Source organism: Flavobacterium sp. (assembly GCF_041392085.1).
Lineage (GTDB): Bacteria > Bacteroidota > Bacteroidia > Flavobacteriales > Flavobacteriaceae > Flavobacterium.
This window is the reverse complement of sequence record NZ_JAWKMW010000006.1, coordinates 149,953-175,702: the sequence shown is the minus strand read 5'-3', so window position 1 is coordinate 175,702 and position 25,750 is coordinate 149,953. Positions and strand designations below refer to the sequence as shown.

The 25,750-nt window shown below is 34.0% G+C and carries 24 protein-coding genes; 18 read left to right on the top strand and 6 right to left on the bottom strand.

Going from position 1 to position 25,750, the window contains the following annotated elements:
- Positions 1–35: 35 nt before the first annotated feature.
- Both R2782_RS05600 and R2782_RS05595 read right to left on the bottom strand, forming a co-directional pair.
- A complete protein-coding gene (locus R2782_RS05600; protein WP_371267095.1) occupies positions 36–875 on the bottom strand; it encodes a hypothetical protein in 840 nt (279 codons plus the stop codon).
- A 159-nt stretch (positions 876–1,034) separates the two neighbouring features.
- A complete protein-coding gene (locus R2782_RS05595; RefSeq protein WP_371267094.1) occupies positions 1,035–1,397 on the bottom strand; it encodes a hypothetical protein in 363 nt (120 codons plus the stop codon).
- Between the two features lie 122 nt (positions 1,398–1,519).
- Here R2782_RS05595 and R2782_RS05590 point away from each other — a divergent pair, with 122 nt between their 5' ends.
- The 9 genes from R2782_RS05590 to R2782_RS05550 all read left to right on the top strand — a co-directional run bounded on the left by R2782_RS05590 (position 1,520) and on the right by R2782_RS05550 (position 9,618).
- Positions 1,520–2,008, top strand: coding sequence for a cytochrome c family protein (locus R2782_RS05590; RefSeq protein WP_371267093.1), 489 nt, complete (start codon positions 1,520–1,522; stop codon positions 2,006–2,008).
- A 37-nt stretch (positions 2,009–2,045) separates the two neighbouring features.
- A complete protein-coding gene (nosZ, locus tag R2782_RS05585) occupies positions 2,046–4,022 on the top strand; it encodes a Sec-dependent nitrous-oxide reductase (protein WP_371267092.1) in 1,977 nt (658 codons plus the stop codon).
- A 49-nt stretch (positions 4,023–4,071) separates the two neighbouring features.
- Complete coding sequence (locus R2782_RS05580; RefSeq protein ID WP_371267091.1) at positions 4,072–5,079, top strand: nitrous oxide reductase accessory protein NosL; 1,008 nt, start codon at positions 4,072–4,074, stop codon at positions 5,077–5,079.
- Positions 5,080–5,090: 11 nt separating this feature from the next.
- Positions 5,091–6,317 carry a nitrous oxide reductase family maturation protein NosD gene (locus R2782_RS05575; protein WP_371267090.1) on the top strand — a complete coding sequence of 409 codons (1,227 nt, stop codon included), beginning with the start codon at positions 5,091–5,093 and terminating at the stop codon, positions 6,315–6,317.
- The gene (locus tag R2782_RS05570) at positions 6,314–7,021 is read left to right on the top strand and encodes an ABC transporter ATP-binding protein (protein ID WP_371267089.1); all 708 of its coding nucleotides are present in this window, start codon (positions 6,314–6,316) and stop codon (positions 7,019–7,021) included. The genes R2782_RS05575 and R2782_RS05570 overlap by 4 nt, the downstream gene beginning before the upstream one ends.
- The gene (locus R2782_RS05565; protein WP_129464830.1) at positions 7,018–7,785 is read left to right on the top strand and encodes an ABC transporter permease subunit; all 768 of its coding nucleotides are present in this window, start codon (positions 7,018–7,020) and stop codon (positions 7,783–7,785) included. The genes R2782_RS05570 and R2782_RS05565 overlap by 4 nt, the downstream gene beginning before the upstream one ends.
- A 19-nt stretch (positions 7,786–7,804) precedes the next feature.
- Positions 7,805–8,176, top strand: a complete 372-nt coding sequence (locus R2782_RS05560; RefSeq protein WP_129464829.1) for a group III truncated hemoglobin — start codon at positions 7,805–7,807, stop codon at positions 8,174–8,176.
- Between the two features lie 97 nt (positions 8,177–8,273).
- On the top strand, positions 8,274–8,996 hold the full coding sequence (gene ric / locus R2782_RS05555) for an iron-sulfur cluster repair di-iron protein (protein ID WP_129464828.1): 723 nt from the start codon (positions 8,274–8,276) through the stop codon (positions 8,994–8,996).
- Positions 8,997–9,180: 184 nt separating this feature from the next.
- A complete protein-coding gene (locus tag R2782_RS05550) occupies positions 9,181–9,618 on the top strand; it encodes an Rrf2 family transcriptional regulator (RefSeq protein ID WP_129464827.1) in 438 nt (145 codons plus the stop codon).
- Positions 9,619–9,683: 65 nt separating this feature from the next.
- Here the strand turns inward: R2782_RS05550 and R2782_RS05545 are convergent, their stop codons facing one another.
- From R2782_RS05545 to R2782_RS05535, 3 genes are all read right to left on the bottom strand, one after another.
- Positions 9,684–10,238, bottom strand: a complete 555-nt coding sequence (locus R2782_RS05545) for a fasciclin domain-containing protein (protein WP_129464826.1) — start codon at positions 10,236–10,238, stop codon at positions 9,684–9,686.
- 86 nt (positions 10,239–10,324) lie between these two features.
- Complete coding sequence (locus tag R2782_RS05540; protein ID WP_371267088.1) at positions 10,325–11,539, bottom strand: hypothetical protein; 1,215 nt, start codon at positions 11,537–11,539, stop codon at positions 10,325–10,327.
- Positions 11,539–12,135, bottom strand: coding sequence for a Crp/Fnr family transcriptional regulator (locus tag R2782_RS05535; RefSeq protein WP_371267087.1), 597 nt, complete (start codon positions 12,133–12,135; stop codon positions 11,539–11,541). Before R2782_RS05535 ends, R2782_RS05540 begins: the two co-directional genes overlap by 1 nt.
- A 158-nt stretch (positions 12,136–12,293) precedes the next feature.
- Here R2782_RS05535 and R2782_RS05530 point away from each other — a divergent pair, with 158 nt between their 5' ends.
- From R2782_RS05530 to R2782_RS05510, 5 genes are all read left to right on the top strand, one after another.
- Entirely contained in the window at positions 12,294–13,607 is a 1,314-nt protein-coding gene (locus R2782_RS05530; protein WP_371267086.1) for a TolC family protein, read from the top strand.
- A gap of 36 nt (positions 13,608–13,643) precedes the next feature.
- The gene (locus R2782_RS05525; RefSeq protein WP_371267085.1) at positions 13,644–14,726 is read left to right on the top strand and encodes an efflux RND transporter periplasmic adaptor subunit; all 1,083 of its coding nucleotides are present in this window, start codon (positions 13,644–13,646) and stop codon (positions 14,724–14,726) included.
- Positions 14,727–14,794: 68 nt separating this feature from the next.
- Complete coding sequence (locus tag R2782_RS05520; protein WP_371267084.1) at positions 14,795–17,995, top strand: efflux RND transporter permease subunit; 3,201 nt, start codon at positions 14,795–14,797, stop codon at positions 17,993–17,995.
- A 65-nt stretch (positions 17,996–18,060) separates the two neighbouring features.
- Entirely contained in the window at positions 18,061–18,366 is a 306-nt protein-coding gene (locus tag R2782_RS05515) for a hypothetical protein (RefSeq protein WP_371267083.1), read from the top strand.
- A gap of 95 nt (positions 18,367–18,461) precedes the next feature.
- Positions 18,462–18,650 carry a DUF2892 domain-containing protein gene (locus tag R2782_RS05510; protein WP_371267082.1) on the top strand — a complete coding sequence of 63 codons (189 nt, stop codon included), beginning with the start codon at positions 18,462–18,464 and terminating at the stop codon, positions 18,648–18,650.
- Positions 18,651–18,695: 45 nt separating this feature from the next.
- On the opposite strand, the gene R2782_RS05505 is transcribed toward R2782_RS05510, so the two are convergent.
- A complete protein-coding gene (locus R2782_RS05505) occupies positions 18,696–20,357 on the bottom strand; it encodes a GLPGLI family protein (protein ID WP_371267081.1) in 1,662 nt (553 codons plus the stop codon).
- 166 nt (positions 20,358–20,523) lie between these two features.
- Between R2782_RS05505 and R2782_RS05500 the strand changes: the two genes are divergently transcribed.
- Genes R2782_RS05500 through R2782_RS05485 form a run of 4 tightly spaced genes read left to right on the top strand, consistent with a single transcriptional unit; the run spans position 20,524 to position 25,727 of the window.
- Positions 20,524–21,063, top strand: coding sequence for an NADPH-dependent FMN reductase (locus R2782_RS05500; RefSeq protein WP_371267080.1), 540 nt, complete (start codon positions 20,524–20,526; stop codon positions 21,061–21,063).
- Positions 21,064–21,077: 14 nt separating this feature from the next.
- Positions 21,078–22,388: an anthranilate synthase component I family protein gene (locus tag R2782_RS05495; RefSeq protein WP_371267079.1), complete on the top strand. Its 1,311-nt coding sequence runs from the start codon at positions 21,078–21,080 to the stop codon at positions 22,386–22,388.
- Positions 22,389–22,425: 37 nt separating this feature from the next.
- Positions 22,426–23,730, top strand: coding sequence for a tRNA lysidine(34) synthetase TilS (tilS, locus tag R2782_RS05490; protein WP_371267078.1), 1,305 nt, complete (start codon positions 22,426–22,428; stop codon positions 23,728–23,730).
- Entirely contained in the window at positions 23,730–25,727 is a 1,998-nt protein-coding gene (locus R2782_RS05485; RefSeq protein WP_371267077.1) for a protein-disulfide reductase DsbD family protein, read from the top strand. Before tilS ends, R2782_RS05485 begins: the two co-directional genes overlap by 1 nt.
- Positions 25,728–25,750 lie beyond the last annotated feature (23 nt).

The following is a 25,750-nucleotide window of genomic DNA, read 5'->3' as shown; positions in this document are numbered from 1 at the left end:
AAAATTTAGATAACTTTTGGCCGTTACTATTTTATTTAGAATTCTATTTCAAAGAAGATACTACTGGATTCAGTAGTTTCAGTAACTACCTCCCCTTTTAACACTTCATCAGAATCATTTAGTAATTGCAAATTAATTTTCCAATATCCGGTCATTGTTAAGGATACTTTGCCGTGGTAAAATTCATCAGAAGCAGATTGTGTTAAATCTAGATTATTTGGTGAACCATGGTTTCCCATACTCGGCATTCTGGGGTCAATTTTAAGGGTATAATTGTTTACTACCGGAAAGTTCATCATGTTTTCCATTTTATACATCCCAACGGTCATGTCATTTAGGGCCACTTTTGGGTTTCTGGGATCAATCAATGCAACAATGTAACGTACGTTGTCTGTTCCCATAAATGAGCTAACTACTCTTTTTTCGGTGGCTGGAACATCTACAACATCCGTAACAGTATAGTTTGTTTCATTAATAGAATAATCTATTTTTAAGTCCCAATATTCCGTCTCATTTTGGGGCATTTGAAAAACAATATATCCTTTGTATAAGGTTTCTTTACCATCTACTTTTTCAACGGTTGAAAATGGACAAGAGTGATTCATCATGGCCATGTGCATCATTGGCATCCATTCAATTGTTGCGTTTTGAATATAGTTATTTGTTGTTTTCTCTTTAATTCTTAAAAAGATTTCGTTGTATCCTTGTTGTGTAGTACCGGAAGCTGTGTAAATTTCAATACTATGAGTGTCATTGGTAAACTCTTTGACTTTTACCAAACCGTCTAATTCGTTAATAGGTGTTGAATCATCATCAGAAGAACAGGATGTAATCATTGCAAGAGCAAAAAGGAAGAATATTTTATAAAGTTTCATTGTAAATTTAATTTAAGTTATAGGAATAAGAACCATAAGCCCATTACAATAATGAGATGGAAATCACCGATTGAATCGGCTTATGGTAAAAATAAGATACTAGTATTGTGTGGATTATATATTAATCCATTTAGAAATTTTAAAATACGCAAGGGAAGATTACACAGTGGGCGGGTGAAAAATGCCGGTACTATGTAATCGAAAGTATAGTCTAGAATAAGCAACAGCAACCATTTGCTTTTCAACATCCATTTTGTTGAATTTGAATTCAGGAAGGGTTTCTAAAAATAGTAAATCTAAAATAACTATGTTTTTTGATTCTTGTGAGGCAGGAATGTTTTCTTTAGAAGCCTTTGCTAATTCAGCTTTTAAATGACATTTACCATTACACTCCAATTCCGGTTTTGCCTTGTTTTCACATAATTCTTTTAAGATATAATCATAATCCACCACATAATTCAAAACAGGGAATACGGGTTTGAATAAAAAGAAGAAGGAGAATATAATTATAAAATATTTCAAAATAATCTATTATTTATGACGCAAAGATAATGGTTAAAAAAAGATGATTTGTATGATTGCAATCATAAAATTTAGAATAATTAGTCAGGAAATTTGTATCATAATTTAAACTTATACTAATTATGAACAAAATGTATGCACTAGCAATTGGTTTGCTTTTATTCATTTCATGTGGAAAAGATAAAACCAATGCAGGAGAGGATTTTTCAAAGTCTTCTTCATCAGAATCTTCAACAGAATCGTCTTCATCAGATGCTTCTACTTATGATCCAAAACGTGGCGAAGGGAAATTTACAACTGTAGATTTGGGAACCGGCCTAGATGTGGCGATGGCTGCAGAGGGAGAAAAAGCAGCAGGCGTAAAATGTATGTCTTGCCACAAATTGACAGATGAACGTTTGGTAGGGCCTGGTTGGAAGGGGGTTACCGAGCGTAGAACTCCTGTTTGGATTATGAATTTCGCTACCAATCCCGACCCAATGATTGACAAAGATCCTGAATTACAGGCTCAATTGGAACTATGTTTGGTGCGTATGCCTAATCAAGCTCTAACCGATGATGAAGCCCGACATATTTTGGAATACATGCGTCAAAATGACGGTGTGAAGTAGTTTTAATAAATTAATAATGAATATAAATCGAAAGTATATGAAAACAAATTTTTTAAAAATTACTTCAGCTGTAGTTTTAGTTTCTGCTTTTATGGGATCGTGTAAACCCAAAAACACTAGTGATACAGTAAGTGGTGATGCCGCTCAAAAAGCCTATGTAGCTCCAGGTAAATACGACGAATTTTACAACTTTGTTTCCGGAGGTTTCAGCGGGCAATTAAGTGTGTACGGACTTCCGAGTGGAAGATTGTTTAGAGTAATTCCTGTTTTTTCAGTTGACCCTGAAAAAGGTTGGGGATATAGTGAAGAAACCAAACCGATGTTAAATACGTCACATGGTTTTGTGCCTTGGGATGATTTGCATCATACTGAAATGTCTCAAACTAATGGAGAAATAGATGGTAGATGGGTTTTTGGTAATGCCAACAATACGCCTCGAATTGCTCGAATTGATTTGAAAACATTTAAAACCGCTGAAATTATTGAGTTACCAAACAGTGGTGGTAATCACTCTTCTCCATTTATTACGGAAAATACTGAATATGTTGTTGCGGGTACTCGTTTTAGCGTACCTGGTGATTATGAAAATGGAGATGTACCAATTAACACTTACAAAGACAATTACAAAGGACATATTAGTTTTGTAAAAGTGGGTAAAGAGGGTGAGATGGATATCGCGTTTCAAATTATGACGCCCGGTGTAAACTTTGACTTATCGCATGCCGGTAAAGGTAAATCTCACGGTTGGTTTTTCTTTTCATGTTATAATTCTGAACAAGCTAATACTTTGTTAGAAGTAAACGCTTCTCAAAGAGATAAAGATTTTATCATGGCGGTAAACTGGAAAAAAGCCGAGGAATATGTAAAAGCCGGTAAAGGTAAAAAACAAAAAGTTCGTTATGCCCATAACACTTGGGATGAAGCTACCCATTCAGCAAAATCTGAAATTAAAACAGAAGTTTTAGTATTGGATGCCTCAGAGTTAAAAGATATTTGTTATATGATTCCTTGTCCAAAATCTCCTCATGGCTGTGATGTGGATCCAACAGGAGAATACATTATCGGTTCAGGGAAATTAGCCGCTTTGATACCCGTATTTAGCTATGACAAGTTGCAAAAAGCTATTAGTAATAAATCATATGAAGGCGATTATGGAGGAATTCCAGTATTAAAATATGAAGATGTTTTACATGGTGAAGTTCAAAAACCAGGCTTAGGACCATTACATACCGAATTTGACGGTAAAGGAAATGCTTATACAACCATGTTTGTTTCTTCGGAAGTAGTGAAATGGGATATTAAGACACTTGAAGTGTTAGATAGAGTTCCAACTTATTATTCAGTAGGTCACTTATGTGTTCCCGGAGGTGATAGTAAAAAGCCTTTTGGAAAGTATTTAGTGGCTTACAACAAAATTACAAAAGACCGCTATTTACCAACCGGACCCGAATTGTGCCAAAGTGCTCAAATATATGATATCAGCGGTGATAAAATGCAGTTGATTTTAGATTTTCCAACTATTGGAGAGCCTCATTATGCTCAAGCTGCTCCAGCCGATTTAATTCGAAACAACGGACAATTGAAATTCTATAAGCTTGAGGATAACAAACATCCATATGCCGCCAAAGGTGAAAAAGAAGCTAAAGTAGTTCGTGAAGGTAATAAAGTACATGTATACATGACTTCGATGCGTTCGCACTTTGCTCCCGATAATATTGAAGGTGTATTCTTAGGTGATGAAGTATATTTCCACGTAACCAATTTAGAACAAGATTGGGATGTACCTCACGGATTTGCTGTTAAAGGTGCCGATAATGGCGAACTTTTAATCATGCCGGGTGAAACCACAACCTTAAAATGGGTTCCGGACAGAGTGGGAACATTCCCATTCTATTGTACGGACTTCTGTAGTGCGTTACATCAAGAAATGCAAGGGTATATTCGTATATCTCCAAAAGGTTCAAATGTACCTTTACAGTTTAGCTTAGGTACAAACTTACCGGCTAGTAAATAATAACTCAAAGGGAGCATCTGTTTCTGGACGCTCCCTTAATTCAAAAAATATGAAAACAGTAAAAATATCTTTACTCTCAAAAGTGTTACTTTTGATTGTAACTGGTTTGTTTTTGGGTTCGCTCTATTTTCCAATGTGGCAGATTGATTTAGATGCCCCTCAATATCCTGAAGGTTTAAATTTAAAATTGTATGCAAACAAAATTGGTGGTGATGTAGAAATTATTAACGGCCTCAACCATTACATTGGTATGGCTACTTTACATACCGAAAACTTTATAGAGTTTAAAATTCTACCCTACATTATTGGTTTTTTTGGACTTTTTGCCTTAGTATCGGTTTTGATTGCCAAGAGAAAATTTGTATTAGCATTATTTGCTTCTTTTATACTTTTTACCATTCTCGCAGGTGTCGATTTTTATCGATGGAACTACGAATACGGCCACAACTTGGATCCTAATGCAGCGATTAAAGTTCCCGGAATGTCTTATCAACCACCATTAATTGGGTATAAACAATTATTAAATTTTGGTGCCTATTCGGTTCCGGATATTGGCGGATGGATGTTAATTGGTAGTGGTTTGTTAATTTTTATTGTGCTGACATTGGAATTCAAATGGTACAAAAGGTTTATGAAACCAAAAGCTGCCTTATTACTAATTCCTGTTTTTTTACTAACGGCTTGTGGAAGTAATGAGCCCAAACCTATTAAATTAAATGTGGATGCTTGTGAATTTTGTAAAATGCCCATTTCTGACGGAAAATATGGTGCTGAGATTCAAACCCAAAAGGGACGTTTTTATGCATTCGATGACATTTCTTGTTTAGTAAAATACTGTGAAGAAAATGAATCTACAAAGGTCAAAAGTTATTACGTGCATGACTACACTCAAAATAATCAACTGATTGATGCCACAACTGCCTTTTACATTTCTGGAGGTGACATCAATAGTCCCATGAATGGCAACATTGCTGCATTTTCAACACAGGCTGACGCTCAAATTTTTGGTGATAAACTAAAAGCAAAAGCAATTAAATGGAATGAAATTTTAAAATAAAAACTCTATTAATGCGACTACTTTTCATTTTCTTTCTTTGTACTTTTTCGCTACAAGCTCAAAAACTTGAAGTTGGAGCAAACAAACCGTACAGAACCATCAAACAAGCATTGAATGCATCAAATGATGGCGATACAGTTTTGGTTCATAAAGGTATTTACAAAGAAGGAAACATTCGTATTGATAAGAAAATTGTTTTCCTGGGAAAAGATTTTCCGGTTTTAGACGGACAGAAAAAAGTAGAAGTCCTCTCGATTCATGCGGATAGTGTGATTGTGAAAGGATTTAGAGTAATTAATTCCGGATTTGCAGCTTTAGAAGATCCTTGCGGAATTAAAGTGTACAATAAATCGTTTGTGGTTATAGAAGGAAATCAATTGGATGATAATTTCTTTGGTATTTACATCCAAAACGGAAGAAACTGTATTGTTAAAAACAACACGATTATTGCTTACGGCAAAGAAGAACAACAAATCGGAAACGGTATTCATGCATGGAAAAGTAATGATTTACAAATTATTGGAAACTCTGTCAAAGGTCATCGTGACGGTATCTATTTTGAATTTGTTCATGATTCGGTTATTTGGCGAAATATCGCAACTAATAATATTCGGTATGGGTTACATTTTATGTTCTCCTCCAATGATTCGTACATCACTAATATTTTCAGAAACAATGGTGCAGGAGTAGCCGTCATGTTTTCAAAAGATGTGACCATGATAAATAATTACTTTGATGAAAATTGGGGAGCTTCTTCGTACGGACTTTTATTAAAAGAGATTTCAGATAGTTATATCTATACCAATTATTTTAAAAACAACACTTCAGGTATTTACATGGAAGGAACCAACCGTATCAAAATTGAAAAAAATGTTTTTGAAGGTAATGGTTGGGCCATGAAAATTCAAGCAAGTTGCATGGATAATGAAATTGTAAACAATAATTTTCAAGGCAATACTTTCGACATGGGAACCAATGGAAGTTTAGTTTTAAATACGTTTAACAATAATTATTGGGATAAATACGAAGGTTATGACATTAATAAAGATGGATTGGGCGATGTTCCTTATCACCCACTCAGTTTATTTGCGGTTTTGGTTGAAAAAAATCCTTCGGCTATGTTACTGTTTCGTAGTTTCATGATTACATTGTTAGACAAATCCGAAAAAGTATTACCCAGTATAACCCCCGATAATTTTGTAGACAATTCTCCATTGATGAAGCCCCTGAAATTATGATAGAAATAAAAAATATAACTAAAAAATTCGGAAAGTTAAACGTACTAAATGATGTTACACTTTCTTGTAAAAAAGGAGAATGTATTGCGTTGATTGGACCAAATGGTTGTGGAAAAACCACTTTAATAAAAACCATTTTAGGAATGGTTTTACCCGATGGTGGTGCAATTGAATTTAATAATAAAAGCATCGTAAAAGAGTATTTATATCGTTCTTCTATTGGTTACATGCCACAAATTGGAAGATATCCGGATACTATGTCTATTGGAGGTGTCGTTGAAATGATTAAATCCATTCGGAATACCAATCAGGTATTGGATGAAGAATTATGGCACAGTTTTGAGTTGGATAAAATGGCGGATAAGCAAATGCGAACACTTTCAGGAGGAACCACACAAAAAGTAAGTGCAACGTTGGCTTTTTTGTTTAATCCTGACGTGCTGATTTTGGATGAACCAACAGCCGGTTTAGATCCGTTGGCTGCTGAAATTTTAAAAGATAAAATCATCAAAGAGAAAGAAAAAGGAAAACTGATTTTAATTACATCACATTTATTGAGTGAATTAGACGATTTGGTCACCGAGATTGTTTTTATGCAAGAGGGAAACATTCATTTTCATAAAAAAGTAGATGATTTGAAAATGGAAACCAATGAAACGAAAATCTCCAAAGCCATTGCAAGTATTTTAAAACAGAAAAAATGAATAGAATCATCAAAATCATATTAACCGACATCTTAAAAAACAAAATTGTTTTAGTTTATACCATTGTTTTAAGTCTGTTGTCATGGAGTGCTTTTGGCTTAGAAGATAATAGTGCCAAAGGACTTTTAACCATATTAAATGTCATTCTATTTACGGTTCCACTCGTGTCAATTTTATTCACCACTATCTATTTATACAATAGTTCCGAGTTTATAGAATTACTATTAAGTCAGCCCATTAAACGAAACAAAATCTGGCAAAGTTTATTTTTTGGTTTGAGTGCCTCGATGGTATTGGCTTTTTTTATTGGAGCGGGAATTCCACTGTTAATCAATGCCCCGAATGCTGTTGGATTGATGATGATTTTAATTGGATGTTTGATTTCGGTTGTGTTTATTGCGTTGGCTTTTTTATGTTCCATTCTTACGCGTGACAAAGCAAAAGGTATTGGATTTGCCATCTTAACCTGGTTGTATTTTGCGTTACTTTTTGATGGATTAGTATTGTTTTTATTGTTTCAATTGTCTGAATATCCTATTGAAAAGGCTATGGTTGCCGTAACAGCGTTAAGTCCGATAGATTTAGCCCGAATTCAAATATTATTGCATTTAGATGTTTCTGCGATGATGGGTTACACCGGAGCTATTTTTAAAGATTTTTTCGGAACAACAGTAGGACTTTTTGCTTCCTTCGGGTTATTGCTTCTTTGGGTAATCATTCCTTTTTATTTATCCTTGCGAAAATTCATCCGAAAAGATTTATAATCACCAAATTTAAAGTACGATGAGAAAAGATATAAAAAATCGAAGTGACATCATCCGATTAGTGGATGCTTTTTATGATAAAATTAAAACCGATCAAGTAATAGGTTTTATATTTAATGATGTTGCCCAAGTGAATTGGGAAGATCATTTGCCTAAAATGTATGATTTTTGGGATAATGTTTTGTTTTTTACCGGAAACTTTGACGGAAATCCAATGCAAAAACATAAAGAATTGCACAACAAATGTCCGTTAACCCATGCTCATTTTAATCATTGGAATGAAGTTTTCAGACAAACGGTAGATGAACTTTTTGTAGGGGAAAAAGCCGAAGAAATCAAAGATAGAGCGAAAAATATTTCAGATGTGATTATGTATAAAACCATACAATAATTAAAAAAAAGTTAAATATAAGTTGATTATGATTGAGGTCATAAACAAAGGAAATGTATCACTTTATCTTTGACGTATAATTAAAAAATCACATTCAATGAATACATTAGAACAATTAACAGTAGGCGAATATGTTGCCAACGACTTCAGAACGGCAGCTTTGTTTTCTAAATACGGAATCGATTTTTGTTGCAAAGGCAACAGAACTTTGGAAGAAGTTTGTGCAAAAAAAGACATCAATCCGACAGATTTAGAAAATGAAATCCAAGCGATTTTAGAAACTAAAAGCGATCATGCAATTGATTTTAAATCATGGTCACCTTCCTTACTAATAGAATATATTGTTGAAAAACATCATTCGTATGTGGAAGAAAAAACACCTTTGATACTACAATTTTTGGATAAACTATGCAAAGTGCATGGTGAGCGTCATCCGGAACTTTTTGAAATTAATTCTTTATTCAAATTAAGTGCCGGTGATTTAGCTCAACACATGAAAAAAGAAGAATTAATTCTTTTCCCTTTTATTCAAAAAATGGTGAAAGCTCAAAAAGAAAATCAATCCATTCAAGAACCTCATTTTGGTACCGTTGAAAATCCAATCGCCATGATGCAAGACGAGCATACCGTTGAAGGCGAACGTTTTGCAACGATTGCAACCTTAACTGATGGATTTACACCTCCGGAAGATGCTTGTTCAACATACAGAGTAGCCTTTCAAATGTTGAAAGAGTTTGAGCAAGATTTACACAAACACATACACTTGGAAAACAATATTTTATTTCCAAAAGCGATTGAATTACAAGCAAACTTTGTTTAGATTAAATTAAAAATCTACTCTTACTAACCCGTTAAATTTAAACATGACTGCTAAAAAGGTAGTCATTTTAATTTTAGGAGGAAATAGAATAGAATTGAGTTTAATCTAAAGGTTTTAAGTATTTTCAATAATCCTCTTTCTTTGATTTTAGTGGATAATTATTTACTATTGTAAAAAATAAATTATGTTTTCAAAATCTTGCGAATACGCTATAAAAGCGGTTATTTTTATTGCCAATAATTCTTTGTTGAATAGAAAAGTTGGATTTGTTGACATCGCAAAAGAAATTGATTCCCCGGAAGCGTTTACCGCAAAAATTTTACAAAAACTCTCTAAAGAGGGTATTATTCAATCGGTTAGAGGTGTGAATGGAGGTTTTTATATACCAATTAAGTTGATTAATAAAATCAATTTAGCTCAAGTAGTTTATTCCATTGATGGAGAAAAAGTTTTTAATAGTTGCGGTTTAGGAATGAAAAGGTGCAATGAAATACATCCTTGTCCGTTACATCAAAAATTTAAAACTATTCGCAATGATTTGCGTCAAATGCTTGAAACCACTAGTTTGGAAGAACTTGCGATGGGATTAAAATCGGGCGAAACCTTCTTGAAAAATATTTAAAAAAAGCGTGAGTACGACACATCACGCTTTTTTGAATTAATAATTAAATAAGAAAAATAAGTATATTATTTGGGTAATAAAACGTCTCCAATTACATGAATAATTCCATTAGAGGTTGGAATACTGGCTACAATTTCTGAGCCATTTACAAATGTTTTATCTCCCTCCTTGGTAATTTTAACTTTTCCACCAAAGACCATATCAAATTCTTGACCGTCTTGCATATATTCTGTTTTTAAAGAACCAACGTAAGTATGATACCCCAAGATATTTTCCAAATCTCCTTTTTTATCCGGTTTTAATAAACCCTCTACTGTTCCTTCAGGAAGTTTATCAAAAGCAGCATTGGTTGGAGCAAAGACTGTAAAAGGTCCGGCATTGCTTAACGAAGTAACTAAGCCGGCAGCTTGAACTGCAGCAACCAATGTAGTATGGTCTTTACTTCCTGAAGCCACCTGAACAATATTCGGATTAGAGGTTTCATCTACGACTCCTTCTTGTCCTACACTTAAGTCTACTCCATTTTCTGGAGCAGTAGATTGAGGAGTTTCACTGTTCTCTTTACAACTTAATACCAGCATAGACCCGGTAATAAAGAGAAGTTGAATTGTTTTTTTCATAATTAAGTTTCTTTAAAATTTCTGAATCAAAGTTCACATATTTAACAAAGAAATTTTATGAGTGAAATCATAAGAATGTACTTTTTTTAGACTTTTTTTCTATTAAAGTACACCATTCCGAAAATTCCAGTAAAAAGAATAATTGATACTATAAATAGCAACTCATTAGCATAAGGAATAAGCACATATTTAATGGAAAAGATTCCTTGAAGAGCTAAAATTAACTCGTTTAAAAATATTCCTACAATAAAAAGTACTAAAAAAAATACTGTTTTTGAAGTTCGATATACCAAATCATTGGTATATAGATAGGCTAACAAAAATCCGCTAATGATTGCTAATAGAACTAAATGAAGATAAGCAATCACAATGGGTCTGAATCCAAAAGCTAATTTACTGATAGCCGGAAAAACAGAACCGAATTGTAATACTAATTTTAGTGTTACGCAAAAGGCAATTCCAATAAAGAGAATTTTTAAAAATCCAGCGATGCGAGGGTTTAATTTAAAAATTGTAAATGATAATTTTACTAATTTAAACCATGCAATCAATTGAATTACAGCAGAAATTACTGCGAGTGCGTAAACCCAAGCCGGTAGTTTTAACCATAAAACCGATAACAAATAGGCAGGAATACAACTCCAAGCAAATAATTGAAAAACCGTTTTGTTTTCTTTGGTATTCTTTAAATCAGCAGGAATTAAACTGACAAACAATCCCGTGCAAGCAAACCAAAACCAACCGTTGTATTGAAAATGCAGATAGAAGTAAATAGACGATAAATATAAATCTTGTGGCACATTTTTAGTAGCCATCATATATGCCAAAGCAAAAGTCCCAATAGAAGAAAGAACTCCAAAATACAATGCAGCCAAAAACCATTTTTTGCTCCATGAACTTGACGGAATTTCTTTTGCGTCTTTGTAAAACAAAATGGCAAACCAAACAAAGACAAAAATACTCAAGGTTGAAAACAGAATGGAAACAAAACCATATCCTTGTATGATGAAACTGATTAACATTATATAGGCTCCAATTATATTAATCCGGAATAAAATATTGTATTTTGAAATTATTGATTCTGAAGTATAAAGAGATAAATAGCGAACCATCAACACCATTAACAATTGCGTAACCCATCCGGCAAATGCAAAATGTGAATGAGCATGTTGAATATTTTTTTGGGCAAGAAAGGGCAATTCAAAAGCAATTTTATAACGCATTAAAACACCCAAAAAAGCAACAACAAATAAACTAAATAATGATATTTTAATCCAATGTGTTAAGTTTAGTTTTTTCATTAAAAATATAATTTATGTTTTTCGATGCTCACTTTTTTAGATTTGTTCATCTCTGAAAGAGTTCTTATGACCGTTTCAACTCTCAATCCGGTAAAATCTGCAATTTCTTGTCGAGTATACGGTATAAATACTTTTTCAGTAGAACTTAATTTATTTTGCTTTTTATAATTTTCTAAAAAACATTTAATCCGATGTTCTGGATTTTGATTAATGATTTGTTTAAATGTTATGGTTTTATTATAAATGCGTTGTGCCAATAATTCTAAGAACGAGAGTTTTACTGAAGGATAATCTTCTAAAATTCTCATTAATTTTTCTTTTGATAATTTTATAATTACACTATCATGTAATGCAATTGCTGAAGTTGGATAAACTTCATTAATAAACAAAGGAGGTTCACCAAAACTATTTCCTTCACAAAAAACACCTTGCGTAAATTCTTTACCTTCATCATTCGAATTATACATACGAACGGAACCTTTTATAATTTGATAATAAAATAAAGCCATATCATCTTCATAAAAAATGACATCGTTTTTTTTATATTTTTTGGCGATAGCACCCCAAGTAAAAAGTAAATCTATGTCAACTTGCATCGCAATTTTAATTAAAGACACAAATATCTTTAATTAAAAGACGAATAAAAATGATAAATGTCATAAATAGGATTGTAACCTATGTTACACAGTAACAAATGTTACTGCACACCGATTTTTGTCGACTTAATTTTGCGTAATAAATAAGAAATAATTCTATGAAACAACTAAAAAATAGTCTAACAATTGGGGTGATACTACTTGCTTTATCCGCAATTGGTCAAGATACTTTACAACTATCCAAAACCGATTTATCAACCAAATTGACAGAACAAAATTTGCAACTCAAAATTTCAAATCAAACTTTTGAATCGGCTCGTTCGGATTATCGTCAATCGAATGCACTTTTTTTACCAAGTATTTCTGCTTCGCATACGGCAATTTCTACCAATAATCCATTGATGGCTTTTGGTTCAAAATTGAACCAAGAAATTTTGACTCAAGCCGATTTTAACCCTGCTTTGTTGAATGATCCTTCGCAAGTCCAAAATTATGCCACCCGAATTGAAGTGCTTCAACCCATTTTTAATGCCGATGGTTTGTATGAAAGAAAAGCAGCCAAGTCAAAAATGGAAGCCTATCAATTGCAAACAGAACGCACCAAAGAATATTTAGAATTGGAGGTAAACAAAGCCTTTATGCAACTTCAATTAGCCTTCAAAGCGGTTGGTGTTTTAGAAAAAGCCAATGCAACTGCTCAAGCCAACTTGAATTTGGTCAACAATTATTTCAAACAAGGAATGCTTCAAAAAACAGATGTGTTGGATGTGCAAGTTCGTGTGAATGAAATCGCAAACCAGCTTACCTATGCCAAAAGTAATGTGCGAAATACATCCGATTATTTAGCTTTCTTATTGAACGAAGATACTAAAGGCGGCATTTATAAACCGATTGAGAATTTAGAAAACGAAGTCAATCCATCATTAGAAAACGTTCAATTATCAACATCAAGAAAAGATTTTTTAGCGATGGATAAGTCTATTGAAGCTTATAAAAATATGATGCGTTCCGGTAGAATGAGTTTTTTACCTCGATTAAATGCATTTGGAAGTTATGAATTATACGATACCGAAATCTTTCAATTTGGAGCAAGTGGCTACACAGTAGGAGCTCAATTGTCTTGGAATTTATTTAATGGTTACAAATCCATCGGGAAATTTGAAAAATTGAAAGTTGAATTTCAAAAAGCAACAACGGAAGCCGAACAATATAAAAAACAAAGTCAATTAGAATTGAATAAAACCAATCGCCAATTAGCCGATGCTCAAAACAAAGTATCACTTTCTAAATTAGCTTTTGAACAAACCCAGGAAAGTTTCAGAATTCGTCAAAATCGTTTTGCTCAAGGGTTAGAAAAAACGTCTGATTTATTGATGACGGAAACACAAACGGCTCAAAAGGAATTGGAATATTTACAAGCTGTTTTTGAATACAATTTCACCAAAATGTATTTGGAATTTTTAACGAAATAAAAGCATCAAAAAATTAAAAAACTAAATCTCAATCTTATGAAAATCAAAATAACATCTCTACTTATTTTTTCAGCAGTCCTTTTATTTTCCTGCGGAAACGATAGAAAAGAAACCAAAGAATTACCTCCAATAGCAGTAAAAGTTAATGGTTCAATCGAAAATTCAACTAGTCCATTTGTAACGGCAAGTGGTAAAATTGAAGCCGAAAACAGTGCCAATGTCAGCACCCGAATGATGGGTTATGTAACCAAAGTTCATGTGAAAGTAGGTCAAAAAGTAGGAGCAGGTCAATTGTTAGTGAGCATTAACAACACCGATTTACAAGCCAAAAAAGCACAAGTTGATGCAGCCATTTTACAAGCAACTGCTGGTTATAACAATGCCAAAAAAGATTATGATCGTTTTGTAGCATTGTTCAATCAACAAAGTGCTTCACAAAAAGAATTAGACGATATGACTGCTCGTTTTGAAATGGCAAAAGCCGGTTTAGAAGGTGCCAAACAAATGCGAAACGAAGTCATGGCTCAATTTAGTTATGCCAACATTACAGCTCCTTTTGGCGGCGTGGTAACCAACACATTTATCAAAGAAGGCGATATGGCCAATCCGGGAATGCCATTGGTTAGTGTGGAAGGTTCTGGAAAATTGCAAGTAACCGCAATGGTTTCTGAAAGTGATATTTCAAAAATCAAACAAAGTATGGCTGTTTCGGTTATCCTAAAATCATTAAATAAAAAAGTGTCTGGAAAAGTGACGGAAGTGAGTCTATCAGCCAAAAACACAGGCGGTCAATATTTAGTGAAAGTCAATTTAGATGAAATGGATAAAACCATTCTTTCCGGAATGTTTGTCAACGTGCAATTTCCGATTGAAAAAACATCAGTTGTAAATGAAGGTTCAGAACAAGTTTTAGTTCCCGAATCGGCATTAGTAAAACAAGGTCAGCTTACCGGAATTTATACCGTTGGAAGTGGAAATGTTGCCATTTTAAGATGGTTACGCATCGGAAAAAATTACGGTGATAAAGTAGAAGTTCTCTCTGGCTTATCTTCTAAAGAACCATATATCGTTTCAGCTGAAGGGAAATTGTTCAACGGAGCGAAAGTTCAAATTAATTAGCCAATTGGTCAATTAGCCGATTAGCAAATTGACATATTGACACATTGTCAAATTAACACATTAAAATTATGCAAGAAGGTATATCAGGAAAAATTGCCAATTTCTTTATCAATTCAAAACTAACCATTCTATTGATGGTTGCGTTGATGATTATTGGTACGTATAGTTCGTTCTTAATTCCACGAGAAGAAGAACCACAAATTAATGTTCCCATGGCGGATGTAATGGTGATGTATCCGGGAGCAAGTCCATCTGAAATTGAAAGCAGAGTGGTGAAACCGTTAGAAAAAGTAATCGGTAACATCAAAGGGGTAGAACATATTCACAGCATGGCGATGAATGGGTACTCCATGATGGTAGTGCAATTTTATGTAGGTGAAAACAGTGAAGATTCGTATGTGAAATTGTACGATGAATTGATGAAACACCGCAACATGTTCCCAGCAGGGGTAATGCAACCAGTTGTTAAAACCCGCTCAATCGATGATGTTCCGATGTTGGGATTAACGTTATGGAGTGAAAAATATGATGATTTTGAAATTCGTCAGTTAGCAGAAGAAGTTACATCTGAAATTGAAAAAGTGAAAGATGTAGCCATTACCAAAGAAATTGGCGGAAGAACACGCGAATTGAAAGTGGTTTTAGACAAAGATAAAATGGCAGAAAATGGAGTGGATGCTCTAAGTATCATGCAAATGATTCAAGCCAATAACGGGAGTTCACAATCGGGTGCGTTTGTGCAAAATGATACAGAATATTTGGTCACCACCGGAAAATTTTTATCCACTTCTGAGGATGTTGAGAATTTAGTGGTTGGGGTGAACAACAATTTACCGGTTTATTTAAAACAGGTGGCTTCCATTCAAGATGGTCCGCAAACACCCAAAAACTATGTTTCATTTGGCTATGGAAAAGCCAATGAAAAATATACAAAATACAATTCAGAATACCCCGCTGTAACCATTTCAATTGCCAAAGTAAAAGGGGCTGATGCGATGAAAATTGCCGAAAAAATCTTGGATAAAGTAGAAGCATTAAAGAAAACACTTATTCCGGATGACGTACAGGTAGAAGTAACCCGCAATTACGGTGAAACGGCATCACACAAAGTAGGTGAGTTATTATTGCATCTTGGTGTTGCTATTATAGCCGTTACAGTTTTGGTAATGTTGGCCATGGGATGGAGAGGTGGTTTGGTCGTATTCTTCTCTGTTCCGTTAACGTTTGCCTTGACCTTGTTTAGCTATTATTTGTTAGGCTACACGTTAAATCGAATCACGCTTTTTGCTTTGGTTTTTGTGGTGGGAATTGTGGTAGATGATAGTATTATTATCGCCGAAAACATGCACAGGCATTTCAAAATGAAGCGATTACCATTTAAACAAGCTGCGATTTATGCGATAAATGAAGTAGGAAATCCAACCATTTTGGCCACATTCACGGTTATAGCGGCAATTCTTCCAATGGCTTTTGTGTCCGGAATGATGGGACCCTACATGAGTCCGATGCCTATAGGAGCATCTATTGCGATGTTGTTATCTTTATTCGTAGCATTAACCGTAACACCTTATTTAGGCTATCATTTATTGCATGAAAAAGAGGAGCAAGAACACAAAGAAGAACAAGGTTTGGAAACGTCTTGGATTTATAGAATTTACAAAAAAATAGAACAACCGTTATTGGATAATTCAAAAAAAAGAAATGCAATGTTCTTGGTAACTATTGTATTATTAGTAGGTTCTGTGGTCATGTTTTTTACCAAATCGGTTGCCGTAAAAATGTTGCCGTTTGACAATAAAAATGAATTCCAAGTGGTAATTGATATGCCGGAAGGAACTACTTTAGAACGCACTGCAGCGGTTACCAAAGAAATTGCTCAATACTTGTCAACCGTTCCCGAAGTAGTAGATTATCAAAATTATATTGGGGCTTCTGCACCAATAACCTTCAATGGTTTAGTACGTCATTATGATATGCGTGGAGGAAGCAACATGGCTGATATTCAAGTGAATTTGTTGCACAAAGAAGACCGTGATTTACAAAGTCATGATTTGGCGAAATTGGTTCGTCCGGAAGTGCAAAAAATTGCTAAAAAGTATGGAGCCAATGTAAAAATTGTTGAAGTTCCACCCGGACCACCGGTGCTTTCAACTTTGGTGGCAGAGGTTTACGGACCTGATTATCAAGAACAAATTAAAGTGGCTAATCAAGTGAAATCCATCTTGGAAAATACTTCCGATGTGGTGGACACCGATTGGATGGTAGAAGCTCCTCAAGTAGAATACAAATTGGAAATTGACCGAGAGAAAGCCATGTTAAACGGAATTGCTCCACAGCAAGTGGTGGGTAATTTGACGTATTTATTGCGAGAAATACCTGTTTCCAATTTGTATGACGAACGTTCTAACAATCCGGTTGGTATTACTTTATCCTTAAACGATGCAGATAAAACCTCCATCGAAGATCTTCAAAATGTAAAAATTAAAGGAAGTAGAGGCAATGTTGTTCCTGTAAGTGATTTGGTTAAAGTAACAACCGATACCTTGCAAAATACGATTTACCGTAAGGATCAAAAACGAGTAGTGTATGTATTAGCCGATATGGCAGGAGCATTGGAAAGTCCGGTGTACGCCATTTTAGGGATGAATGAGAAATTAGAAAAAATGCAACTTCCGAAAGGGTATAAAGTAAACGAATTGTATATGGAACAGCCTACAGACGAAAATGATTTCACCGTAAAGTGGGACGGAGAATGGCAAATTACGTTAGAAGTTTTCCGTGATTTAGGAGCTGCCTTTTTAGTGGTTATCATCATTATCTATATGTTGATTGTTGGTTGGTTCCAAAACTTTAAAACACCCATTGTGATGATGGTGGCGATTCCGCTTTCCTTGGTGGGAATTGTTTTAGGTCACTGGTTGTTAGGAGCATTCTTTACTGCCACATCCTTCATCGGTATGATTGCTTTAGCCGGAGTGATGGTGCGAAACTCGGTTCTCTTAATCGACTTTATCGAAATCAGATTAAATGACGGTATCGAAATCAAACAAGCCATAATCGAAGCCGGAGCGGTGCGAACCACGCCTATTTTGTTAACCACCGGAGCCGTAGTCATTGGAGCCTCAATTATTCTGTTTGACCCGATTTTCCAAGGATTAGCGATTTCGTTAGTGGCGGGAGCGATTGTTTCTACTTTGTTAACATTAATTGTAGTACCCTTAATTTATTACATTACTGAACGGAAGAAATGGGAAAAGAAAAGTGATTAGTCTTTAGTGAATAGTCCTTAGTGAATAGTAATTAGTAAACCTTAGAACCTTAGCACCTTAAAAAAATGAAATTAGTCCTTATAACCGCTGTCCATTCTTTCAAAAGAGAGATACAGCATTTGCTTAAAGAATCCGGTGTAAAAACCTATTCGTATCGTAACGTAACCGGATTTAAAGATGTATCAGAAGAAGCATTAGCTTCCAATTGGTTTGGCAGCGAAGTAAACGAAAATGAATCGATTGCTTTTTATGCTTTTGTTCCAATAGAAAATTTAGAAAAATTATATGCATTAATTCTCGCTTTCAATCAAGAATTAGAAACCAAATCCAAAATGCATTTGGCCACTTTTAACATCGAAAAATTTATATAGAAGGTACCAAGGTGCTGAGGAACTTAGGGACTAAATTAATAATAGTCTCCAACCTCAGAACCTTAGGGCCTCAGAACCTTAGAATCTTAAAAAAAATGAAAAACAGAATCGTACGCGGAATTGCCGGAACGTTTATTTTAATTAGTTTACTTCTGGCTATTTATGTCAACCAAAATTGGTTGTGGTTTACTGCTTTTGTGGGAGCCAATTTATTACAATCATCCTTAACCAAATGGTGTTTAATGGATGATATTTTAACGAAAGTGTTTAAAATAAAAGATTAATTGTTTTAGTTGATTGGTTGATTGAAGGGAAATCGGTAGGGAATTTTACTCTACCGGTTCTCCTAACACTATTCCTGAAACATTCCAAGCACTGAAACTATTTCCTTCTGGTTTTCCTTGCGGAATTTGAATACGAATGGAATGCTTTCCGGCTGATAAATCACCCAAATCAATCAACATTGGATTTGTTACCGTAGCCGGACACCAATTGGAGCGGCTGTAATCAGATGACGATAAACCATTGCTAAAATTCCCTGAAGCCGGATTAAACAACCTGTACGAACCGCAATCTTGTCGCCAAGGGATAAATGAAAAAGCAAGTTGTTCGTCTAAGTATATACTATTTTTCTTAGGCACAAATTCATCACCATTTTCCCAGCCGCCATGTCCGGTGGTAATGTATCGCAATTGTGCATTTTTAATCGGTTTTTCCAAACTAAAAGTAACTTCCAAACCTTTTTCAACCGAAAACATAGTGGCATATTCTTGTCCTCCCATTTCCATCACATTAGTCGTATTAAAAAGAGGCAAAGCGAATGTTGTTTTTTTAGTTTCGTTTTCTTGTGGATGAATTGTAATTTCTACTGAAACACGATGTCCGCCTTGGTCATAATTTCCAATAAAAGCTCCTACCCACATTTCTTGATCGCTTAAAATAGGTTGCAATTCAGAAATGTCTTGACGGTACGGAACTTCATTATACCACGTTTTGTCTTTTAACGAAATATGATTGTATTGCTTAATTCCAAACGGCGTAAAAAAACGCATTAACTCTGTTAAAGGTTGATAATCATCTTTTAACGCAACACCTTGATAGATTTTTCCATTTCCGTTTTGATAAATGGGTAAAGTATTTATGCCATGCTTTAAACCATTAAAAAAAGTATTTTCTCCTTTCATTGGAATTACAAATAGTGAACCTGTTCTATCATAAGCATCGCCGGTAGAACTGGTTTTTAACTCGGCAAAAATCGGACTTCCGTTTTTAATTTCCGGAAATTTTACTTTTCTCAAGATTACGGTTCCATTGGCAAATCGTAAAATACTATCGTTTGACTTCGATTTATCTGAAAAATTAATTGTTTCGTTTTCAAAAACAGTAAGTGTGATAAAACGGCTTTTCCAAAGTAAATCACGGTAGGTTAATCCGTCAGCGAAGTTAGAGTTTGGTAAAGCAATTTGAGCTGGTAATTTTTTTAGTTTTTCAATTTTGGTTGCGGTAATCACAAAGTTATTATTGCGGGTCATTTCTAAAACCAATCCTAAATTCTGACCCAAAACGGTTGGAGCACCTTTTACGTTGAGGTCGTTGGTATACCATAATTCAATTGTATTGGAATTGATGATTGTTTTTGCTTTTTTGCATTTATAACCTAAAATGGTTTTGGTTTCATTTAATAATTCAAAAGTTTGTTTTCCTAAGGCTAATGAATCTTTAGTGGCAATCGATTTATTTTGATTTAATTTAGTCGATTGAATTAAGTTTTGATTAGCTCTATCAATATAGATTTGTTCTAATGGAAAATCATTTTTACCGGAAAATATTCCCTCCGAACTAACTAAAGTTAAAAAAGAATTGGTGTAAACTAAAATTGGGTCTTGATTTTCAATTCTTGTTCCGTTACTCCACTTTTCATAAGTTAGCGTATAATTTTGACCAGAAATTAATTGAGTAATAAGTAGAAGTACTAAATATGAATATTTCATCTTTTTTCTGTAAAATTAAAATTTTACTTTTTAAAAGAAAGTTTTTTGACCTCTTGTAGAAAAAATATTTACCAAATAAATTATACTTGTATGAGATAAACTAAACCTTGACACTTTATTTGAAAAGGATTTTTTTCTTCCGTACCTTTACAAAAAAATAAATTTTATGTCAACTATATTAGCCTTTGCGGGAAGTAATTCTTCTACTTCAATTAATCATCAATTAGTTACCTATTTGACATCTCAATTAACAGAAAGTTCTTTCGAGTTATTCAAATTATCCGATATGGATTTAATCGTGTATAGCGAAGATGAACAACGCGATAATGGATTTCCATCGTCTATCAATCAAATTTACAAACACATTCAGTCTTCTAAGGGCTTGTTAATTTCTGTAAATGAACATAACGGTAATCCGTCTGCATTTTTTAAAAATGTATTGGATTGGTTGTCACGATTGGACAGAAAGTTTTTAGAAGGTAAAAAAGTATTTTTGTTGAGTACTTCAAATGGAGCCCGAGGAGGAATGAGTTCGTTGGAAGTAGTTAAAAATATGCTGCCACGATTTGGTGCTGAAGTTATTGACACTTATTCATTAGCTTCTTTCAAAGAAAATTTTTCTGTTGAAGAGACAAAAATTACCAACGATGAAATTAAAAATGAAATTTTACAGAAACTTCATCAATTTGAAGCATCATTAAAGTAATTTTTTAGTTAAAAATGCTAAGAAAAGTAAAAGTCTTTACCGTTGAAAATCCTGAAATTTTCAAGCAAAAATTGTTGATTTGGACCAATCAGTTTAGAGAAGTTGTTTTTTTAGACACAAACAATTATCATCAGAAATATTCCAATTACGATGTGGTTTTGGCTGTTGATGCTTTTACTTCTGTCAAAACCGACTATTTAAATGCTTTTGATGATTTAAATCAATATCAAACGCTTACAAAAGATTGGTTGTTTGGCTATTTGTCGTATGATTTAAAAAATGATACAGAGGCTTTAACCTCTAAAAATTTTGACGGATTAGAATTTCCTGATTTGTTTTTCTTTCAACCTAAAAAGTTGTTTTTTCTGAAAAATAATCAAGTTGAAATGCAGTATTTGAATTTGTGTGATGATGAAATGGAGGATGATTTTCGAACGATTTTGGTGATAGAGAGTAATAAGTTAGGAGAAAGGAGTATGGAGTTTGGAGCGGTAAGCAAAATCAATATTCAGCAGCGTATTTCAAAAGAAGATTATTTAAAAAAAGTGTCCAAAATGCTCGAATATATTCACCACGGCGACATTTATGAAGCCAATTTTTGTATGGAATTTTTTGCTAAAAATGCAAGTATTGAGCCTTTAGAAATTTATCAAAAACTCAACGCCATTTCGCAACCACCATTTGCCGTTTATTTTAAAAATAATTATCAGTTTTTGATTTCTGCTTCGCCTGAAAGGTATTTAAAAAAGGAAGGAACAAAAGTGATTTCCCAACCCATAAAAGGAACTGCCAAAAGAAATTCAGACCCCATTTTAGATGAGCAATCAAAAGTTGAATTAGAAAATAATCCGAAAGAACGTGCCGAAAACATTATGATAGTTGATTTGGTTCGCAATGATTTATCACGTACAGCTACAAAAGGTTCGGTAGCGGTAGAAGAGTTATGTCAAGTTTACACGTTCAAACAAGTACACCAACTAATTTCTACCGTTATTTCTCAAGTAGAAAATACTACTTCTCCCGTTGAAATTATCAAAACTACTTTTCCGATGGGCAGCATGACTGGTGCCCCAAAAATTTCTGCAATGAAAATCATAGAAGAATTAGAAGAAATCAAACGCGGACTTTACAGTGGGGCGGTTGGCTATTTTTCTCCGGATGGTGATTTTGATTTTAACGTTGTCATTCGAAGTATTTTATACAATTCCAAAAATTGTTATTTGTCATTTTCCGTTGGAAGTGCCATTACCTCAGAAGCCAATCCCGAAAGCGAATATAAAGAGTGTTTACTGAAAGCAAAAGCAATGTTTGAGGTATTGAATTAGAATGATATCATTCTCACAAAATTCCTTACTTTTGAACATGCTATTAAAATTCCAAAATCACCTTTCTGCTCAATTTCCTTTTCTTCAAGAGGCAAAAATTTTAATCGCTGTTAGTGGCGGGTTGGATAGCATGGTTTTGTTAGATTTAATCTCCAAAACAAATATTGAATTTGGAGTAGCACATTGCAATTTTCAACTTCGGGGTGATGAAAGCGATGAAGATGAAGATTTTGTGAAATCCTATTGTAAAGAAAATTACGTTCCTGGCTTTTTTCAAAAATTTGATACGAAGCAATTTGTAGAAGATAAAAAAGTATCCATTCAAGTCGCCGCCCGAAAGTTGCGATACGAATGGTTTTATGAATTGTTAGTCACCGAAAATTTTGATTTTGTGGCCACTGCTCATCATTTAGACGATCAATTGGAAACATTTTTAATCAATTTTTCTCGCGGAACCGGTTTAGATGGACTCACCGGAATTCCATCCCAAAATGATAAAATTATTCGACCGCTTTTAATTTTTTCAAGAGCAGAAATTGAAACTTTTGCAAGTGAAAATCAGTTGAAATGGAGAGAAGATTCCAGTAATGCTTCTGATAAATATGTGCGAAATAAAATTCGTCATCACGTAGTTCCTATTTTAAAAGAATTGAATCTAAGTTTTTTAGCTTCTTTTGAAACTACACTTCAACACCTCAATCAAGCTCAGTCGTTGGTGGATGATGCTTCGCGAATTGTATATCGAAAAGTTGTGAAAGATATTGATAATCAGAAAATAATCGATTTAGATGAATTGCTTCAACTTTCTAATTATCAAGCCTATTTGTACCAATGGTTAATGCCCTTCGGATTTTCAGCATGGCAAGATATTAATGATTTGGTAAAAGCTCAATCCGGAAAGCAAATTTTTTCAGAACATTTCAGATTGCTGAAAGATAGAGATACATTGATTATCGAACCTAAATCGGATGTTATTTTGGAAGAATATTTTATTCAGACAAACCAATCTGAACTTAATTTTCCCTTAAAGTTGAGGTTTTACAACGTGAGTGATATAACTATATCCGATTCAAAAACTATCTTTGTTGATGCAGATGCGTTAAAGTTTCCTTTAAAACTTCGAAAATGGCAAGAAGGTGATTATTTTTACCCTTTTGGAATGAGCGGAAAAAAGAAGTTGAGTAAATTTTTTAAAGATGAAAAATTTTCGATCATCGATAAAGAAAATGCTTGGCTTTTATGCTCTGAAAATCAAATTGTTTGGCTCGTTGGAAAACGCTTAGACAATCGATTTAAAGTAAACGAAAACACACAAACCATCATAAAAATTCAATTACTCTAATGAAGAATTTATTTTTTACACTCCTTTCCTTTTTTGTAATCAGTATTACACAAGCACAGATTTTAGATCCGGTAAAGTGGAAAACATCCATCGAACCAATATCGGACACGGAATTTTTATTAAAATTTGATGCAACTATTCAAAAGGATTGGCATTTTTTCTCTCAATTCACACCGGATGGAGGTTCATTACCAACAGTTTTTATTTATGAAAATTCAAAGAATAATTATCAACTAATTGGTAAAACAACAGAAAGTAAATACAAAAAAGTATATAGTGAAATTTTTGAAGTAGAGGAATATATGTTTGAAGGTTCTGCTCAATTTTCACAATTAGTAAAAGTGACAAATCCGGCACTAAAGTCGATTAAAGTGGATGTAGAATACCAGGCTTGTTTGGAACAATGTATTCAACAGTTTAAAAGTTTTGAATTTAAATTGCCAATAAAAGAAAGTGCCGTTATTGCTCCGGTTGAAACGGTTGATACTGTTGCTACAACGAATGATAAAACACAAGAAAAAGTAGCATCGAAAGAGCTAAAAACAGAAATTGAAAAAGAAACAAAAAAGGAGGAACAAAAAGGTCTTTGGACAATTTTTATCATCGCCTTTTTCTCCGGTTTTGCTGCGTTACTTACTCCATGTGTGTTTCCAATGATACCCATGACGGTAAGTTTCTTTACTAAACAAAGTAAGGACAGAGCCAAAGGAATTAAAAACGCCATTATCTATGGTATTTCAATTATCGTAATTTATGTAGCTTTAGGCTCAGCCATCACCGCAATTTTTGGTGCAGATTCGTTGAATGAATTATCTACAAGCGTTGCTTTTAATGTTATTTTCTTTGCCTTATTAGTCTTTTTTGCTGCGTCATTTTTAGGTGCATTTGAAATTGTTTTACCAAATTCATGGGCCAATAAAGTAGATCGTCAAGCGGATAGAGGAGGAATTATCGGTATCTTTTTTATGGCCTTAGCGTTAGCCATCGTGTCCTTTTCATGTACCGGACCCATTGTTGGAACGTTGATAGTAGAAGCCGCATCGAAAGGCGGAATTGCTCCGATTGTAGGTATGTTAGGCTTTTCATCAGCCATTGCTTTACCATTTATGTTATTTGCTTTATTTCCGGGTTGGATGAATTCCTTACCAAAATCAGGTGGATGGTTAAATACGGTAAAAGTTTCGTTAGGATTTTTAGAACTGGCTTTTGCATTTAAATTTTTATCGAATGCCGATTTGGTTTTGCAATTGCATTGGTTTGAAAGAGAAACATTTTTAGCGATTTGGATTGCCGTTTTTGGTGCTTGGGCATTGTATTTATTTGGAAAAATAACATTACCTCATGATAGTCCGCTCACCCATATTTCTGTAGGAAGATTGTTTATGGGGTTATTTGTATTGAGTTTTACAGTTTACTTAATTCCCGGACTTTGGGGTGCTCCATTAAAGATAATTTCAGGTTTTCCGCCACCACTAAATTACAGTGAAAGTCCAACAGGAATTGGAAGTGGAGGTGGTGCTTCAGATATAGGAGCTTTGCCAAAAGGAGCTCATTCCGGTCCGCACGGAATTATTGCTTTTCATGATTACGAAGATGGATTGGCTTATGCCAAACAAATAAACAAACCGATTTTACTTGATTTTACCGGTTATGCATGTGTGAATTGCCGTAAAATGGAAGACTATGTTTGGTCAGATAAAAAGATACTTTCTATTTTGAAAAATGAAGTGGTGTTGATTTCTCTTTATGTTGATGATAAAAAGGAATTACCAGAAAACGAAAAATATGTTTCTAAAGAAACCGGTAAAAAAATCAAAACCATTGGGAACAAATGGAGTGATTTTCAAATTACCAAATACAAAGCCAATGCTCAACCGTATTATTTAATTTTGGATACTGATGGAAATACTTTATCAGAGGAACCTGCCAGTTATGATCCGGACATCGATTTATACGAAAAATGGTTGCGAAACGGAATTGATAAGTTTGTAAAATAACCGAAAGGAGCCTAATGAGCTCC